Origin of the sequence: Caulobacter sp. UNC358MFTsu5.1, from assembly GCF_000712075.1 — a bacterium.
In the GTDB taxonomy this organism is placed as follows: domain Bacteria; phylum Pseudomonadota; class Alphaproteobacteria; order Caulobacterales; family Caulobacteraceae; genus Caulobacter.
This window is the reverse complement of sequence record NZ_JONW01000005.1, coordinates 1,015,073-1,031,184: the sequence shown is the minus strand read 5'-3', so window position 1 is coordinate 1,031,184 and position 16,112 is coordinate 1,015,073. Positions and strand designations below refer to the sequence as shown.

Annotated in this window: 12 protein-coding genes and 1 pseudogene; 5 read left to right on the top strand and 8 right to left on the bottom strand. The window is 71.1% G+C overall.

The genetic code is table 11. From position 1 onward, the window contains the following. The first annotated feature begins 358 nt into the window (after positions 1 to 358). The 3 genes and pseudogenes from hisS (at position 359) to hisG (ending at position 3,960) form a co-directional block, all read left to right on the top strand. Positions 359 to 1,837, top strand: a complete 1,479-nt coding sequence (gene hisS, locus BR39_RS0106735; RefSeq protein WP_029909009.1) for a histidine--tRNA ligase — start codon at positions 359 to 361, stop codon at positions 1,835 to 1,837. Then, positions 1,809 to 2,998 (top strand): annotated as a pseudogene (locus BR39_RS0106730) (ATP phosphoribosyltransferase regulatory subunit); the annotation flags it as partial. The gene hisS and the pseudogene BR39_RS0106730, both read left to right, overlap by 29 nt. Next, entirely contained in the window at positions 2,995 to 3,960 is a 966-nt protein-coding gene (gene hisG, locus BR39_RS0106725) for an ATP phosphoribosyltransferase (protein WP_029909005.1), read from the top strand. The pseudogene BR39_RS0106730 and the gene hisG, both read left to right, overlap by 4 nt. Positions 3,961 to 4,434: 474 nt before the next feature. Here hisG and BR39_RS0106720 read toward each other — a convergent pair whose 3' ends face one another. From BR39_RS0106720 to ybaL, 7 genes are all read right to left on the bottom strand, one after another. After that, positions 4,435 to 6,561 carry a M13 family metallopeptidase gene (locus BR39_RS0106720; protein ID WP_029909003.1) on the bottom strand — a complete coding sequence of 709 codons (2,127 nt, stop codon included), beginning with the start codon at positions 6,559 to 6,561 and terminating at the stop codon, positions 4,435 to 4,437. A gap of 159 nt (positions 6,562 to 6,720) precedes the next feature. Further along, positions 6,721 to 7,062: an endonuclease domain-containing protein gene (locus BR39_RS0106715; protein WP_029909001.1), complete on the bottom strand. Its 342-nt coding sequence runs from the start codon at positions 7,060 to 7,062 to the stop codon at positions 6,721 to 6,723. 143 nt (positions 7,063 to 7,205) lie between these two features. Continuing rightward, entirely contained in the window at positions 7,206 to 7,685 is a 480-nt protein-coding gene (locus tag BR39_RS0106710; RefSeq protein ID WP_029908999.1) for a copper chaperone PCu(A)C, read from the bottom strand. 15 nt (positions 7,686 to 7,700) lie between these two features. Further along, on the bottom strand, positions 7,701 to 8,222 hold the full coding sequence (locus BR39_RS0106705; RefSeq protein WP_029908997.1) for a YcnI family protein: 522 nt from the start codon (positions 8,220 to 8,222) through the stop codon (positions 7,701 to 7,703). 14 nt (positions 8,223 to 8,236) lie between these two features. Beyond that, positions 8,237 to 10,294 (bottom strand): TonB-dependent receptor domain-containing protein, encoded by a 2,058-nt coding sequence (locus tag BR39_RS0106700; RefSeq protein ID WP_029908990.1) that lies wholly within the window; start codon positions 10,292 to 10,294, stop codon positions 8,237 to 8,239. Between the two features lie 81 nt (positions 10,295 to 10,375). Beyond that, positions 10,376 to 10,789 carry a DUF2946 family protein gene (locus BR39_RS0106695; protein WP_029908988.1) on the bottom strand — a complete coding sequence of 138 codons (414 nt, stop codon included), beginning with the start codon at positions 10,787 to 10,789 and terminating at the stop codon, positions 10,376 to 10,378. A gap of 138 nt (positions 10,790 to 10,927) precedes the next feature. After that, positions 10,928 to 12,577, bottom strand: coding sequence for a YbaL family putative K(+) efflux transporter (gene ybaL, locus BR39_RS0106690; protein ID WP_029908987.1), 1,650 nt, complete (start codon positions 12,575 to 12,577; stop codon positions 10,928 to 10,930). A gap of 71 nt (positions 12,578 to 12,648) precedes the next feature. Here ybaL and BR39_RS0106685 point away from each other — a divergent pair, with 71 nt between their 5' ends. Both BR39_RS0106685 and BR39_RS0106680 read left to right on the top strand, forming a co-directional pair. Then, the gene (locus tag BR39_RS0106685; RefSeq protein WP_029908985.1) at positions 12,649 to 12,897 is read left to right on the top strand and encodes a helix-turn-helix transcriptional regulator; all 249 of its coding nucleotides are present in this window, start codon (positions 12,649 to 12,651) and stop codon (positions 12,895 to 12,897) included. Positions 12,898 to 12,936: 39 nt separating this feature from the next. Continuing rightward, entirely contained in the window at positions 12,937 to 14,709 is a 1,773-nt protein-coding gene (locus tag BR39_RS0106680; RefSeq protein ID WP_029908983.1) for a cation:proton antiporter, read from the top strand. On the opposite strand, the gene BR39_RS0106675 is transcribed toward BR39_RS0106680, so the two are convergent. Then, entirely contained in the window at positions 14,710 to 16,110 is a 1,401-nt protein-coding gene (locus tag BR39_RS0106675) for a hypothetical protein (protein ID WP_029908980.1), read from the bottom strand. Between the last annotated feature and the right edge of the window lie 2 nt (positions 16,111 to 16,112).

The window sequence follows — 16,112 nt, the reverse complement described above, 5'->3', positions numbered from 1 at the left end:
GGATTTAAAGTGTCATCTGCTCGATTTATATATTCACCGGCTCGCGTTGACGGTGCTGACGTTAGGTGTCGGTGGTTTCCATAACGGGTTGAACGCCTCCGCCGTGTCACTTCCAATGTTCCGCTCGCCTCACCCCACCCCTTCCCCCACCGCCCCTCATCCGCTACAAGCCCCACCGCAATGACCCGCACGCCGCACCATCACGGCCACCACCACCATCCGACCTCGCCTCGCGGGATCGGCCGGGTCCGTTCGCTCTAAAGCGACCGCCCAGCCCGAGCCCCGCCCAAGGCGGATGGGGCTTGAGTACGAGCGCCATCCGTCGAGACCTTGAAGTTCTAAGGATCCGACGCGCGCCATGACCGACGAGACCAGCGACAACACCTTCCGCCCCGAGGCCCGCAATCCGCGCGGCTTCGCCGACAAGCGCGCCCGCGACCTGCGGGCCGAGCGGGCGATCCTGGAGGCGGTGTCGGCCGTCTATGAGCGCTACGGCTTCGAGGCGCTGGACACCGGGGCGTTCGAATATGCCGACGCCCTGGGCAAGTTCCTGCCCGACAGCGATCGTCCCAACGAGGGCGTCTTCGCCCTGCAGGACGACGACGACCAGTGGATGGCGCTGCGCTACGACCTGACCGCGCCCCTGGCGCGGTTCGCGGCCCAGAACTGGGAGACCCTGCCCAAGCCGTTCCGCCGCTACGCCTTCGGGCCGGTGTGGCGCAACGAGAAGCCGGGGCCAGGAAGGTTCCGCGAGTTCATCCAGTGCGACGCCGACACCGTCGGCTCGGCCCGTCCCGAGGCCGACGCCGAGATCATCGCCATGGCCGTCGAGGGCCTGCAGGCCGCCGGCCTGCCGCGCGGCGCGGCGGTGCTGAAGATCAATAACAGGAAGCTCCTGAACGGCCTGCTGACCGCGGCCGGGGTCGAGACCAACGGCCAGAAGCTGGCCGTGCTGCGCGCGGTCGACAAGCTGGACCGCCTGGGCGTGGAAGGCGTGCGCCTGCTGCTGGGCGAGGGCCGGCTGGACGAGAGCGGCGCCTTCACCAAGGGCGCGGGCCTGGTGGGCAGGGCGGTCGACTCGGTGCTGGACTTCGTCCAGGCGGGGAGCGGCGGGCGCTCGGACACGCTGGCGAAGATCGCCAATGTCATCGGCGGCTCGGCCGAGGGCGACGAGGGGCTGGACGAACTGGCCAAGATCGACGCGGCCCTGAAGAGCCTGGGCGTGGCCGACGACCAGGCGCTCTTTGAGCCGTCGATTGTCCGGGGGCTCGAGTACTATACGGGCGCGGTGTTCGAGGCCGAGCTGCTGCTGTCGACCACGGACGACAAGGGCGCCAAGGTCAGCTTCGGCTCGATCGGCGGCGGCGGGCGCTATGACGACCTGGTGGCGCGGTTCACCGGCCAGCAGACCCCGGCCACGGGCTTCTCGTTCGGGGTCTCGCGCCTGGCGGCCGCGCTGCGGGCGGCAGGACGCGAACCCGGAGGGGTCGCACGAGGCCCGGTGGTGATCATCGCCTTCGACCAGGCCCACATGGGCGAGTATTTCGCCGTGGCCGGCGAGCTGCGCGCGGCGGGGATCCCGGCCGAGGTCTATCTGGGAACCTCGGGCATGCGGCCGCAGATGAAATATGCCGACCGGCGGCTGTCGCCGGCGGCGATCATGCTGGGCGGCGACGAGATCGCGGCCGGCACGGTCACCATCAAGGACCTGGACCTGGGCCGCGAACTGGCGTCGGGCGTGGCGGACAACGCCGCCTGGAAAGCCGAGCGGCCGGGCCAGCAGACCATCCCGCGCGGCGAGCTGGTCGCGGCGGTCCAGAAGATCATCGGGGGCTAAGGCATGAGGCTCGAGCGTTCCATCCCGGCGGAGGCGCTCGACGCCATCCGCGCGCCTTTCCTGTTGGCGAACGCCAGGCCGACCGACGCGCCGGTGCTGCAGCCGCTGGGCCTGCTGCTGGACCTGGCCGGCGAGGCCATGCGCTCGCGGCTGTTCGTGGTGTCGGGCGATGCGGGCGAGGAGGCCTGCCTGCGGCCGGACTTCACCGTGGCCGTGGCGCGCCAGCACCTGGCGGCGGGTGACGGGGCCGGACGGTATTTCTACGAAGGCAAGGCGTTCCGCGTCGCGCCGCGCGGCTCGGACCGGGCCGAGGAGTTCCTGCAGATCGGGGTCGAGGCCTTCGAGGCCGGCGATCCCGTGGCCGCCGACGCCGAGATCGCCGCCCTGGCCTGGGCGTCGTCCGTGGCCGGAGGGCGGGGCGACCTGACCCTGCTGCTGGGCGACGTCAGCCTGTTCGGGGCCTTCGTCGACAGCCTGGGCCTGACCCCGCCCCTGGGCGCGCGGCTGAAGCGGGCCTTCGCCAAGCCCCGCCAGCTGAAGATCGAGCTGGAGGGCGGATCGTCGGCCCTCGGACAAGCAATGGGCGAAGAGGGAGGCCGGATCGCGGCGCTGCTGGCGGGCCTGCCGGAGGCCGAGGCCTCGGCGGTGCTGCAGGAGCTGTGGAGCCTGGCCGGCATCGAGCCGGTGGGCGGCCGCCGTCCCGCCGAGATCGCCCATCGCCTGGTCGAGCGGGCCCAGGCCGCCAAGGCCGGGTCGCTGTCGGCCGGCGAGGCCGACGCCGTGCGGGCCTTCCTGGCGGTCGGCGACCGTCCGGGCGCGGCCCTGGACGCCATCTCGGCCCTGGGCGGGCGCGAGCGCGGCGCGTTGGACGCGGCCCTGGACGGCTGGCGCAAGCGCCTGGCGGGCCTGGTCGCGCGCGGCGTGCCCGAGGACCGCATGACCCTGGCCGCCGCCTTCGGACGGGCCTTCGGTTATTACGACGGCTTCCTGTTCGAGGTGCGCAGCGCGGCCCTGGACGAGGAACGCCCGGTGGCCGCCGGCGGCCGCTACGACGGCCTGCCGGCCCGGCTGAGGGAGAATAGGGTGGGGGCCGAGACCAAGACCGGCGCCGTGGGCTGCATGGTGCGCCCGGCGCGAGCCTATGCGGGGGGCGGCGAATGAGTACTCCAGTGAATGGGCAGATGATCTTCGCCATCCCGTCAAAAGGCCGGCTGAAGGAGCAGGTCGAGGCCTGGCTGGCCGAGTGCGGCTTCCGGCTGGAGATGTCGGGCGGCTCGCGCGGCTATTCGGCCGAGCTGTCGGGCCTGCCCGGCGTGTCGGTGCGGCTGCTGTCGGCCGGCGACATCGCCGCGGGTCTGGACAGCGGCGAGCTGCACCTGGGCGTCACCGGCGAGGACCTGCTGCGCGAGCGCGGCGACGACATGGACGCCCGGGTCATGCTGCTGCGAGCCCTGGGCTTCGGCCGCGCCGACCTGGTGGTGACCGCCCCCAAGAGCTGGCTGGACGTCGACACCATGGCCGACATCGACGAGGTGGGTCACGCCCATCTCGCCAAGACCGGCCGGCGCCTGCGGGTGGCCACCAAGTACGTCACCCAGACCCGGGCCTTCTTCGCCCGCCACGGCGTGGCCGACTACCGGATCGTCGAGAGCAGCGGGGCCACCGAGGGGGCCCCGGCGGCCGGGGCGGCCGAGCTGGTGGTCGACATCACCACCACGGGGGCGACCCTGGCGGCCAACGGCCTGAAGGTGCTGAGCGACGGGGTGATCCTCAAGAGCCAGGCCCAGCTGACCGCCTCGCTGATCACGCCGTGGACGGCCGACCAGCTGGAGTCGCTGGCCCGGCTGCTGTCGGTGGTCGAGGCCAAGGGCCGGGCGCGCAACATGGCCACCCTGGTGTGGCCGGCCGAGCAGGACGCGGCGGGCCAGGCGGCCGTGGCCCCGTTCGTCGGCCAGGGCGCCCGGCGGGCCAACGGCGCCCTGCTGGGCGCCGCCGACCTGTTCGACGCCGCCGCCGCCCTGGGCGCGGCCGGAGTCGAGCCGGTGACGGTCTCGCGTCCCGACTATGTCTTCGAGTCGCGCTCGGCCGTCCTGGTCAAGCTCCGGGAGGCGCTGAATCGGTAAGTTTTGACTGAGTTGTCAAAAATATCGTGAGAGAACGACGGTAAGTTTGACCCGACGGTCCAATCTAACGGTTTTGTGTCAAAAATTTTCGTTTCCCCTTACGGAATCCGGATCGTTGCCGTTGACACCATCTCGGATTTGCCGTTTCTAACCCTTGCAAGGAAGAAACGAGCCCAAAGAGAGCTCCCTTCCTTCGGCGTTTCGGGGAGGAAACGCCCACCTAGATCGAATGATCGAGAAATAGCTGGACCCGTCGCGATTATCCCCCGCGACGGGTTTGGTGTTTCTGGGCCCTGGTTTCAAGTTTTTGACGCAGACGATAAAAACGGCGGCTCCGCGAGGCGGGCCGCCGTTTTTGCATTTCCGGGCTGGGGAACATGCGCTTGCGCGTGTCCCCATCAGCATCAGATCAAGCCAGCCGTCCGGCGGCCGTGCGTGGGTGGGGACACGCCGCGAGGGCATGTCCCCGACGCATCACCAGATCCGGACGCGGTCCTCCGGCGCGACGTACAGCTTGTCGCCCGGCTTGACGTCGAAGGCGCCGTACCAGCCGTCCTGGTTCCGGATGGTGCCGTTGACGCGGTAATAGGCCGGCGAGTGCGGGTCGCTGACAACCTGCTGGCGCAGCGCGTCGTCGCGGATCTTGGCGCGCCAGACCTGGGCCCAGCCCAGATAGACGCGCTGGTCGCCCGTGAAGCCGTCGATCACCGGGGCCGGCTTGCCGCCCAGCGAGGCGTGATAGGCCTGCAGGGCGAAGGCCAGGCCGCCCATGTCGCCGATGTTCTCGCCCATGGTCAGGGCGCCGTTGACCTTGGCGCCGGGCAGGGGCTCGAACGCGCCGTACTGCGCGCCCAGCTTGTCGGCCTGGGCCTTGAACTTGGCGGCGTCCTCGGCGGTCCACCAGTCGCGCAGCACGCCCTTGCCGTCCGACTTGCGGCCCTGGTCGTCGAAGCCGTGGCTGATCTCGTGGCCGATCACCCCGCCGATGCCGCCGTAGTTGACGGCCGGGTCGGCGTCCGGATGGAAGAACGGGGCCTGCAGGATGGCGGCCGGGAAGACGATCTCGTTGTTGACCGAGTTGTAGTAGGCGTTGACCGTCTGCGGGGTCATCCCCCACTCGCTCTTGTCGACCGGCCCGTTCAGGCGCTCGACGTCATGGCGCCACTCGAAGGCGTTGGAGCGGAGTTCGTTGCCGTAGACGTCGTCGGCCTTGATCACCAGCTTGGAATAGTCGCGCCACTTGTCGGGATAGCCGATCTTCACGGTGAAGTTGGCCAGCTTGTCCTCGGCCTGGGCCTTGGTCTCGGGCGACATCCAGTCCAGCGTCTCCAGGCGGGCCTTCAGGACGCCGCGGATGTTGCCGACCAGGTCGATCATCTTGGCCTTGGATTCCGGCGGGAAGTAGCGGGCCACGTAGACGCGGCCGACCGCCTCGCCCAGCTCGCCGTTGACCGTCGCGACGCCGCGCTTCCAGCGCGCCTTCAGCTCGGGCTGGCCGGCCAGGGTCTTGTTGCGGAACGCGAAGTTGGCGTCGACGAAGCGCTTGGACAGCAGGGGCGCGGCGCCGTCGGCGACCTTGAACGCCTGCCAGGCCTTCAGGGTGTCCAGCGGGGTGTCGGCGTAGATCTTGGCGAACTTCGGGAAGGCGGTGTTGGTGGTCACCACCACGCGGTCGATGTTGGGCAGCTCGGTCCCGACCAGGTAGCGGTTCCAGGCGAAGCCCGGGGTCAGGGCCTGCAGCTCGGCCGGGGTCATGGGGTTGTAGGTCTTGTCGCGGTCGCGGCGCTCGGCCCGGGTCCACGAGGCCTCGGCCAGCTGGGTCTCGAAGGCGACCACGGCCTTGGCGTTCTCGGCGGGCTTGTCCCAGCCGATCAGGGTCAGCATCTGGGCGACATAGGCCTCGTAGGCGGTTTTCTTCTCGGCGAACTTGGCGTCGAGATAGTAGTCGCGGTCGGGCAGGCTGAGGCCGCCGGTCGAGGCGTAGACGGCGTAGCGCGTCGGGTTCTTGGCGTCGGCGCCGATGCCCAGGTTGAGGATCGCCGAGAAGCCGGTGGTGGCGCTGCGGCCCATCAGGGCGGTGAAGTCGTCCTTGGTCCCGACCTTCTTGATGTCGGCCAGTTCCGGGGCGATCGGCTTGGCGTCCAGCTTCTCGGCCAGGGCCTCGTCCATGAAGGCGGTGTAGGCGGCGCCGATCTTGACCGTGTCGGCGTCGGGGTTCTTGGCCGAGGCGGCCTCGGTGATGATCGCCTTGGTGCGGGCCTCCGACAGCTCCGACAGCTTGTCGAAATTGCCGTAGCGGGTGCGGTCGCTGGGAATGGCGGTGTTGGCGTCCCAGGTCCCGTTGGCGAACTTGTAGAAGTCGTCGCCCGGCTTGACCGAGCGGTCCATGCCCGCGGCGTCGAAGCCCCAGGTCCCGTAGCGCGGCGACTCCAGCGACATCGTCGGGGCGCCGGCGGCGGGGGTGTCGGCGGCGACGAACAGCGACTGCAGGGTGCAGGCGTCGTCGATGCAGGTGTGGTCGTGGTCCTCACGCGCTTGCGCGCCGAAGGCCGACAGGGACAGCGCGGCCATGGCGGCGGCTGCGAACCAGGTTCGTTTCATGAAAGTCCGTTCCACGGGAAGAAGTGGATCGCAACTTGGCCGTCCCGGGGCGTTTCGTCCCTTACATTTTTGTCATGTTTGGGTTTCCCCCTCTCTTAGCACCCTCTCTCTTTGAGAGAGGGAGGGGCCCGCCGCCGCAGGCGGTGGGAGGGTGAGTGGTTACACCCTGTCCGAACGAAGCACGGCCAGGATGTCGTCGCCCACGGCGCCGGGATCGGTCAGGACCCGATCGTTGGGAAACCGCAGGACCATGTATCCGAACAACTCCAGCACCTGCGTGCGACGCTGGTCATAGTCCTCGCGCCCGTCATGAGCCGGGCCGTCCAGCTCGACGATCAGCTTGCCCGCCTCGCAGACGAAGTCGGCGAAGTAGCGGTCTATGGGAAACTGCCGCACGAACTTGAAGCCGCCCAGCTGGCGGTTGCGCACCAGCTTCCAGAGCTGCTTCTCGGCCGGGGTCTGGCTCCGGCGAAGGCGGCGGGCGTTGGCGGTCGCGTCCATGGAACAAGCTTGAGCTCGCCCTTCGAGACCACGCAACGGAAGGAATCGGGATTTTCCGGCCGACGGCGAAACCACTCACCCTCCCACCGCTTCGCGGCGGGCCCCTCCCTCTCTCTAAGAGAGAGGGATTTAGAGCCCCCCCCTCAGTGACCCATATGCATCCCGGCCATCGGGTCGGCCTTGGGCGGGCCGGCTTCCACCGACAGGTCGATGCGCATCTTGCGGCCGTCGGCGAACACCAGGGTCAGGGGCGTCTTGCCGCCCAGGGTCTGGGCGCTCTTCAGGCCCATCAGCATCAGGTGATAGCCGCCCGGCGCGAACTCGAGCTTGGCGCCGGGGGCGATGGTCAGGCCGCTGGTGACCGCCCGCATCGAGGAGACGCCGCCCGCCATGCTGGACTGGTGGATCGTGGCCGAGCGGGCGGCGGGGGTCTCGACCGCCATCAGCTTGACTGGCTTGGCGCCGACATTGGCCACGGTCAGGTAGCCGACGCCGTTCATGCCGGCCTGGGCGGGGCGGGTCCACGGGCGGCGGACCTCGATCCCGCCGGCGCGGTAGTCGCCGGCGGCAGCAGGAGCGGAAATGGTGAGGGCGGCGAGGGCCGCGAGGGCGAAACGGTTCATGGCTCTAACTCTGCACTAGTGCTTCATGCCCGGCATGTCGGGCATGGCGGGCGCCTGGTCGGTGGCGGCGGGGGTCAGGCGCACGGTCGGCGCCGGGCGGGTCAGCTTCTCGCCGGGGCGTTCGTGATCGGGGATCTCGGTCCACTGGCTCTCGCCCTTCTCGCAGGTCTGGATCGTCGGGAAGACCAGCGAGCCGGGCTGAGCCGGGAGCTTCATCAAGAGGGCGAAGTCGTCGAACTGGTCGTCGGGCAGGCGGCCGGTCCAGGTGACGGCCGTGACCTTGTCGCCGTCCTTCTCGACGGCGATCGTCCAGCCCGGCTTGGGCTGGGGGCGGGCCGAGGCGACGGCGTCGGGCACCTCGACCCGCACCTTCAGCGTGGCGTCGCCGGCCGCGCAGGCGTGGCCCACGCGGAAGGCGACGGCGGAATAGGAGCCGGCCTTGGCCTCGCCCGGCGCGGCCACGACGTGGGCCAGGGCGAGCGAGGGGGCGGCGGCGCCGGCCGCCAGGGCCAGCAGGGCGATGATCGGAGCTTTCATGACGTCCTCCTCCCTCAGAAGTTCACGGTGACGCCGCCGAACACCGACCGGCCGTCGCCCGGCCACAGAGTGGCGGTCGCGGCGGTCCAGGTCAGGGCGGCCTGGGTGTTGGACACGTAGGCCTTGTCGGCCAGGTTCCGCGCGTCGAGGAACAGCGAGACCGAGGACGTAACCTTCCAGCCGGCGTTCAGGTTCAGGATCGCGTAGCTCGGCGCCCGCCTGGTGTTGGCGTAGTCGATCCACTGGTCGGTGGCCGACCACTCGACCGAGGGGGCCACGAACCAGCCGCGCGGGTCGTCGTAGCGGACCTCGGCGCGGTAGAAGCTCTCGGGCACGATCGGCAGGCGGTTGTCGCCGTACTGGGCGTCGCCGTCGAAGCGGAAGTCGGACCAGGTCCAGGTCTGGCGCAGGCGCCAGCGCGGGGCGACCGCCCAGTCCAGCGCCGCCTCGATCCCCTGGTGGATGGTCCTGTCGGCGTTGAAGGTCGAGGCCGGGATCGAGGCGTTGACCGTGTACTGCAGCATCTCCTTCTTCAGGCGCGCGCGATAGGCGGTGACGTCGTAGGTGAACGGGCCCTTGTGGCCGCGCGCGCCGATCTCGCCGGTCCAGGCGTCCTGGGCCTCGACCGGGGCGAAGCCGGTGTTGGTCGGCGACATCGAGCCCAGGTTCGGCGGCTCGACCGAGCGGGTGAGGTTGGCGAAGACCTGGCTGCCGGCCTCGTCCTGCCACAGCAGGCCGATGCGGGGCGCGATCCAGTCGTAGGTCTTGTCGGCCTTGAGGTTGAAGGTGGTCGGGACGCCCGGCACGGCGAAGCTGGTGTAGTCGCGGCCCGCCTGGCCCCAGGTGGCGCCGGCCACCACGGCCAGGCGGTCGGTCACGAACAGCCGGCCCTCGCCGAAGACATCGACCGCGTCGGCGTTCTGCAGGGTGCGCGAGGTCGGCGCGCCGCGCGCGCCGCGGACGTTGACGTAGAAGTTGGAGTCCATGTCGCCGGTCCGGTACCAGGCGCCGAAGAAGGCGTCGGCCTTCTTGCCGCCCAGCTCGCCGTCCCAGTCGAACCGGCCGAAGGCGCCGTAGTTGCGGCTCTGCTGGTCGATGACCTGGAAGATCGGATGGTCCAGGTCCTTCCACACCGCATAGAGCGCGCCCTGGAAGACGAGGCCGTCGGTCAGTCGCCAGGTGGTGCGCAGCGAGCCGCGCACGCCGCGCTGGTTGCGGCCCTGGTCGCCGTTGGCGTTGGCGACGGCGGTCTGGTGGGGATCGGCCTGGAACTGGGCCAGGGTCAGGGCGCCGGGGATCTCCTGGTTGATGTTGGAGCCGTTGACGATGAAGCGGACCTCGCGGTCCTGGCCGAACGACCGGCCGACGTTCAGGGACCCGAACTGGATGTTCTGCTGGCTCTGCGAGCGCCAGCCCTGGCCGGTCTGGTTGGTGGCGGCGGCGTAGACGTCCCAGTCGCCGCTTTGGCGGGCGACGGCGACGCGCTCGCGCAGCAGGCCGAACGAGCCGCCGTCGACGCGGACCTGGTTCTCGAAGCCGGCGTCCTTGCCGGTGGGCGTGACCATGTTGATCGCCCCGCCCAGCAGGGCGCCGCCGAAGCGCAGGGCGTTGCCGCCGCGATAGACCTCGACATAGCGGGTGTTCAGCGGGTCGGCGATCTGGCTGTCGCCGTAGCCGTCGGCCTCGTTCAGCGGCACGCCGTCCTGGGCCAGCAAGAGGCCGCGATTGTGGTTGGCGTTGCCGATGCCCGAGCCGCGGATCGAGATGCGCACGTCGCCGCCCCACTTGCGCTGGGCGTAGACGCCGGGGGCGTCGCGCAGCATGTCGTCCAGGGCCAGGGCCTGGCGGTCGATGAAGGCCTCCTGCGAGATCACCGACACCCCGCCGGGGGTCTCCGACAGGCGCCGGCGGGCGGCGGCCACGACGGGCGGGTCCTCGGGATTGGCGCGGGCGGTGACGATCACCGAGTCGACGGCGGTGCGCTGGTCGACGCCGCTTTCGGCGGCGTGCGCCGACAGGGGAAGGCAGAGGGCGGCGCCGGCCAGGAGGGCCAGGCGGAAGGAGGGCGGCATGGGGGTGTCCCGAGGTCTGAAGGCGTGACGACGCGCGTCGTCGGCGTTCGGCCGTGGACGCGCGCAACGAGGGTCAGGCGATCAGGCGGTGGGCGGACCTTGTCCCGGCGGGCGCGGGGGCGCGCGGGCCAGGGCGACGCCGGTCAGGGCGGCGACGGGGGCGGGCGCGACGTGGACGCCGTAGAGCACCGGCGCGACGGCGACGTCGGGCGGGGTGGTCGTGGCCAGGGCCACGGCCAGGCACTGGGCGCAGGGCAGGCCGGCGAACCCCCCTTTTGAATCTGGGGCGGGGGCCTTCTTGCCGATCACGTCGCCCGCGACCTGCTCGACCTTGGCGCCGTCGGCGGTGCAGATCATCACCGACTGGCCGGCCGCGTCGTGGGCCATGGCGGCCGCGGGCATCAGGGCCTGGACGAGCAGGGCCAGCATCGCCAGCAGGGCGATGGGCCAGGTCGTCCGGGACTTGTCCCAGGATTGGGCTCGGCGGGGGCTCATGGTGAGATCGCCAGTAGGGGCTGGCGCGGCTTTGGTCAATGCGACGCGATCCCCTAAGGGGGGCGGGGACATGCCCTCGGGCGTGTCCCCAAGTCCGGGCGCTGGGTGGGGACACGCCCAGGGGCATGTCCCCGGGCCTCAGTGCACCGAAGCCGGGGGCGGGGCCTTCCTCGGGGCCAACGCAAGCATCCCCCGGGCGATCTCCTGCTCGCCGATCAGGGCGTGGGTGGCGCCCATCTGGGTCAGCAGGTCGACGTCGTTGTCGGTATAGGCGCGGGCGATGATCTTGACCGCCGGGCTGGCGGCGCGGGCCTGTTCGATGATCCGGGCGGCCTCGAACGGGCTGGGCACGGCGACGAACAGGTGGGTGGCCTCGGCCAGGCCGGCCTGCAGCAGCACCTCGGGGCGCACGGCGTTGCCCTGGATGACCTCGAAGCCGGCCTCGCGCAACTCGTCGGCCCGCTCGCCCTCGTCCTCGATCACCACCAGCGGCATGCGGCCCTTCAGCCCCTCGGCCACGGCCTTGCCGACCCGGCCGTAGCCGACCAGCACCCCGTGCGGCTGGGCCGCGACGGCGGGGGCGACCACTCCGGCCCGCTTCTCCAGCTTGACCAGCACCTTGTCGAGGATGGCGAACAGCAGCGGGTTCAGCAGGATCGACAGGATGGCGCCGGCCAGGATCAGGTCCTGGCCCTCCTTGGGCAGCAGCTTCAGCGACACGCCCAGGCCGGCCAGGATGAACGAGAACTCGCCGATCTGGGCCAGGCTGGCCGAGATGGTCAGGGCCACGCTGGTGGGGCGCTTGAAGAAGACGACGATCAGATAGGCCGCCACCGACTTGCCGACCACGATGATGGCCAGGGTCGCCAGCACGGCCAGGGGCTCGCGCAGCACCACCGACCAGTTGAACAGCATGCCGATCGACACGAAGAACAGCACCGCGAAGGCGTCGCGCAGGGGCAGGGTCTCGTTGGCGGCCTGCTGGGAGAGCTCGCTCTCGGCCATGATCATGCCGGCGAAGAAGGCCCCCAGGGCGAACGACACGCCGAACAGGGCCGCCGAGCCGAAGGCCACGCCCAGGGCGATGGCCAGCACCGCCAGGCGGAACAGCTCGCGCGAGCCGGTGTGGGCGATGCGGTGCAGGATCCACGGGATCACCCGCCGGCCGACGATCAGCATGAAGGCGACGAAGGCGGCGACCTTGCCCAGGGTCATGGCGAAGGCGCCCAGCACGCCGCCGGGGCCGGGGGGCGGGGCCTCGCCGCCCAGGATCCCCGAGAGGGCCGGCAGCAGCACCAGGGCCAGCACCATGGCCAGGTCCTCGACGATCAGCCAGCCGACGGCGATGCGGCCGCGGTCGGTCTCGATCAGCCGCCGCTCCTGCAGGGCGCGCAGCAGCACCACGGTCGAGGCCACCGACAGGGCCAGGCCGAAGACGATGCCCGCCCCCAGGGTCCAGCCCAGCAGGTGGGCCAGGCCGACGCCCATCAGGGTGGCCGCCAGGATCTGCACGACCGCGCCGGGGATGGCGATCTTGCGCACCGCCAAGAGGTCTTTGACCGAGAAGTGCAGTCCCACGCCGAACATCAGCAGGATCACCCCGATCTCGGCCAGCTGCGGCGCCAGCTCGGTGTCGGCCACGTAGCCGGGGGTGAACGGTCCGACGACGACGCCCGCCACCAGGTAGCCGACCAGCACGGGCAGCTTGAAGCGGTTGGCGATGGCGCCGAACACGAAGGCGAGGCCGAGGCCCGCGCAGATGGTGGCGATCAGGGACGTGTGATGCAAAGGCGCTCCTTGACGGTCAACATTTTCGGGCGTACTCAACCAATATGGGTGACTAAGCCCGGGAGCGCCAGATGCCCCACGCAAAAATTCTCCTGCCGGCCCAATGCCGCGGCGCGCGCGGCCTGCTGGGCTGGTCGCAGGGCGACCTGGCCGACCGGGCCGGCGTCTCGCGCAGCACGGTCAAGGACTTCGAGACCGAGCGCCACGCCCTGCACCATAGCACCGAACGCCTGCTGATCGACGCGCTGGAAACCGGCGGCGTCGCGCTGATCCCGCCGGATGACGCCGGCGCGGGCGTCAGACTGAAACTCGCCAGCTAGGAACCGACCAAGAGGGGGCCCCACCACGTGAACCACGCGATGTCGCCGGCGGACTACAAGGACCTGGTGCTGTTCCTGGCCACGGCGGGCATCGTCGCGCCGCTGTTCAAGCGGCTGAAGCTGAACCCCATCCTGGGCTTCCTGATCGCCGGGGTCATCCTGGGGCCGTTCGGCCTGGGGGCCCTGAGCCACAGCTTCCCGTGGCTGGACTACGTCACCGTCGACAACCCGCAGGAGATCGGCCAGCTGGCCGAGTTCGGGGTGGTGTTCCTGCTGTTCATGATCGGGCTGGAGCTGTCGTGGGAGCGGCTGCGGCTGATGCGCAAGCTGGTCTTCGGCCTGGGCGCCCTGCAGATGATCGGCTGCTCCCTGGCCCTGGGCGGCATCGCCATGGCCCTGGGCCAGCAGCCGGTGGCCGCCCTCGCCATCGGGGCGGCCCTGACCCTGTCGTCCACCGCCATCGCCGTGCCGGTGCTGGTCGAGCGCAAGCGCCTGCATTCCGAGGGCGGACGGGCGACCTTCTCGGTGCTGCTGTTCCAGGACCTGGCGGTGGCCCCGATCCTGATCACCCTGGCCGTGCTGGGCCGGGGCGACGGCGCGCTGAGCCTGGGCGACCTGCTGGCCCTGGGCCCGGCGGCGATCGGCCTGGGGGTGATCGTGCTGTTCGGCCGCCTGGCCCTGCGGCCGATGATGCGCTCGGTCGCCAAGGCCAAGAGCGAAGAGATGTTCATGGCCGCCTGCCTGCTGGTGATCATCGGGGCGGGGCTGGTGGCGTCGCTGTCGGGCCTGTCGATGGCCCTGGGCGCCTTCGTGGCCGGCATCCTGCTGGCCGAGACCGAGTACCGCCACGAGGTCGAGGTCAAGATCGAGCCGTTCAAGGGCCTGCTGCTCAGCCTGTTCTTCGTGTCGCTGGGCATCCGCCTGGACCTGTCGCTGCTGGTCGCCTCGCCGGTCTTCGTGCTGGCCGTCGCCGCCGGGCTGATCGGGGTCAAGGGCGTGATGGTCATGGGGCTGGGCCGGCTGATGGGCCTGTCCAGCCGCGCGGCGATCGAGGCGGCCCTGACCCTGGCGGCCGGCGGCGAGTTCGCCTTCGTGATCCTGGACAACGCCATGGGCGCCAGCGTGGTCTCCGACCAGGTCGGCCAGGCCGTGCTGGTGGCCGCCACCCTGACCATGTTCCTGATCCCGCTGCTGGCGGGGATCGGCGGCCGCCTGGCCAAACGCGCGGCGGCCCCCGTCAGCGAGGCGCCCGAGGTCCCCGAGCACCAGGGCGAGGAGCCCGAGGGACGGGTCCTGGTGGTGGGCTACGGCCGCGTCGGCCGCCTGGTCGGCGACATGCTGGACCGCCACGACCTGCCCTGGATCGCCATCGACCGCGATCCCGGCTTCGTCCAGCAGGGCCGCCGCAACGGCCACCGCGTCTATTTCGGCGACGCCTCGCGGGTCGAGCTGCTGGAGCGCTGCGGCCTGGACTACGCTCGGGCCGTGGTGGTGACCATGGATTCGCCGGAAGCGGCCGAGGCGGTGGTGGCCGCCGCGCGCGGCCATCGCCCCGACCTGACCATCGTCGCCCGGGCCCGCGACGCCCGCCACGCCGCCCGCCTCTACGAGCTGGGCGCCACCGACGCCGTGCCCGAGACCATCGAGGCCTCGCTCCAGCTGTCCGAAGCCGTGCTGGTCGACATCGGCGTGCCCATGGGCCTGGTCATCGCCTCGATCCACGAGCGCCGCGACGAATACCGCAAGGTGCTGAACCGCCCGGACGCCCTGGGCGGCCGCCGCAAGCGGCTGCGCGACGCGGGGCGGAGCTAGCTAGAGCGGCTTGGCGCAGGCCGGCCGGGCCGCGGCCTCGTCCAGCTGGGTCAGCAGCGGGCCCGACATCGGATAATGGGTCGGCTCCGGGCTGAAGGTGACGCGGGCCTCGCGGAAGGCGGCGCAGGCCTCGGCTCCACGGCCCAGGGCGTCGAGGGCCAGGCCCTTCTCCAGCAAGCCCTCGGCGACGAAGATCTGACCGACGCCGGGCATGAGGTCGGGCGTGGGTGCGCGCAGCAGGGGCAGCGCGCCTTCGAGGGTCGCCATGGCCTCGGCCGGTCGGCCCGCCAGCCGTTGGGCCTCGGCCACCCGGACCAGGTCGCGGCCTCCATAGGGGCGGCCCTCCGCCCGGGCGGCCTGGGCCCGGAAGTCGGCGACGAAGCGCAGGAAGGGCAGGGCCGCGTCCGGCGCGCCGACCTTGACCAGATTCGCGCCGATCTGGCGGAAGGCGTCGGCCGTGGAGCCCGCCGTCGGATCGCCGGCCCAGCGACCCGTCGCGATCTGCCCGTCCAGGCCGCTGCCCGGCGGGGCGAAGACCTCGCCGTCGATCAGGGCGGAAGCCTTGGTCGCGGCGTCCGTCGTTCCGGCCCGATCGCCCGCGTCCGCGAGGGCGCGCGCCCGCGAGACGTAGAGGGTCATCAACGCCGCGCTCAAGGACTGTTCGTCGAAGCGGTCGAGCGGACGGGCGCGCAGCGCCTCGACGATCACGGCCGCGCGGCCGTAGGCGTCCGCGGCGGCGCGGGCCTGCCCCAGGCGTTCCAGCGGATAGCCCTGCTGGCTGATGATCCGCGCCAGGCCCATCTGGCTTTCCCGACTGGGATCGGCGGCCGCCACCGCGCGCCAGTACGCCTCGCCCTTGGCCAGCAACGGCAGGGTCGCCCGCTGATCGGCGTCGCCTCCGAGCTCGCGGCCGAGGTCATCGTAGAGCTCGGCCAGGATGCGCTGGTCCGCGAACCCGGGCCGGGCGTCCGGACGGACCAGGGCCAGGGCCCCGGCCTCGTCGCCACGACGAAGGCGCAGGCGCGCCAGGGTCTTGCGCGACCCTTTGGACGGCACGGTCGCCAACGCTTCGCGCGCGATCGCCTCGGCGGCGTCGAGGTCGCCGGTCGCCGCCAGGAAATGCTGTAGGAACATCAAGGCGCGGGGCCTCTCGGCCGCGTCGCCACATCGGCGGGCCACTTCGTTGGAGACGGCGGCGGGGCTGAACGGGATCGGATTGTAGCCGTCCAGGAAGAGCGCCCAGGCACGGTAGGCCGCGACGCCGGACCGCTCGCCCAGCGACCCGTCCAACCGCGCGGCATAGCCGGCGCAGCGGGCGGCCTCGCCGTCGTCCCGGGCCGACGCGGGGCCGACGAAGGCGAGACTGGCCAGGGCGGCGGCGAAGATCGGGAAGGCGCGCATAA

Bases quoted from the DNA above. Each gene is read 5' to 3' on its own strand.
- BR39_RS0106715 (WP_029909001.1), bottom strand. From the start codon at position 7,062: ATGGACGCGACCGCCAACGCCCGCCGCCTTCGCCGGAGCCAGACCCCG.
- BR39_RS0106700 (WP_029908990.1), bottom strand. From the start codon at position 10,294: ATGCCGCCCTCCTTCCGCCTGGCCCTCCTGGCCGGCGCCGCCCTCTGC.
- BR39_RS0106675 (WP_029908980.1), bottom strand. From the start codon at position 16,110: ATGCGCGCCTTCCCGATCTTCGCCGCCGCCCTGGCCAGTCTCGCCTTC.
- hisG (WP_029909005.1), top strand. From the start codon at position 2,995: ATGAGTACTCCAGTGAATGGGCAGATGATCTTCGCCATCCCGTCAAAA.
- BR39_RS0106710 (WP_029908999.1), bottom strand. From the start codon at position 7,685: ATGAACCGTTTCGCCCTCGCGGCCCTCGCCGCCCTCACCATTTCCGCT.
- hisS (WP_029909009.1), top strand. From the start codon at position 359: ATGACCGACGAGACCAGCGACAACACCTTCCGCCCCGAGGCCCGCAAT.
- BR39_RS0106680 (WP_029908983.1), top strand. From the start codon at position 12,937: ATGTCGCCGGCGGACTACAAGGACCTGGTGCTGTTCCTGGCCACGGCG.
- BR39_RS0106695 (WP_029908988.1), bottom strand. From the start codon at position 10,789: ATGAGCCCCCGCCGAGCCCAATCCTGGGACAAGTCCCGGACGACCTGG.
- BR39_RS0106685 (WP_029908985.1), top strand. From the start codon at position 12,649: ATGCCCCACGCAAAAATTCTCCTGCCGGCCCAATGCCGCGGCGCGCGC.
- BR39_RS0106720 (WP_029909003.1), bottom strand. From the start codon at position 6,561: ATGAAACGAACCTGGTTCGCAGCCGCCGCCATGGCCGCGCTGTCCCTG.
- BR39_RS0106705 (WP_029908997.1), bottom strand. From the start codon at position 8,222: ATGAAAGCTCCGATCATCGCCCTGCTGGCCCTGGCGGCCGGCGCCGCC.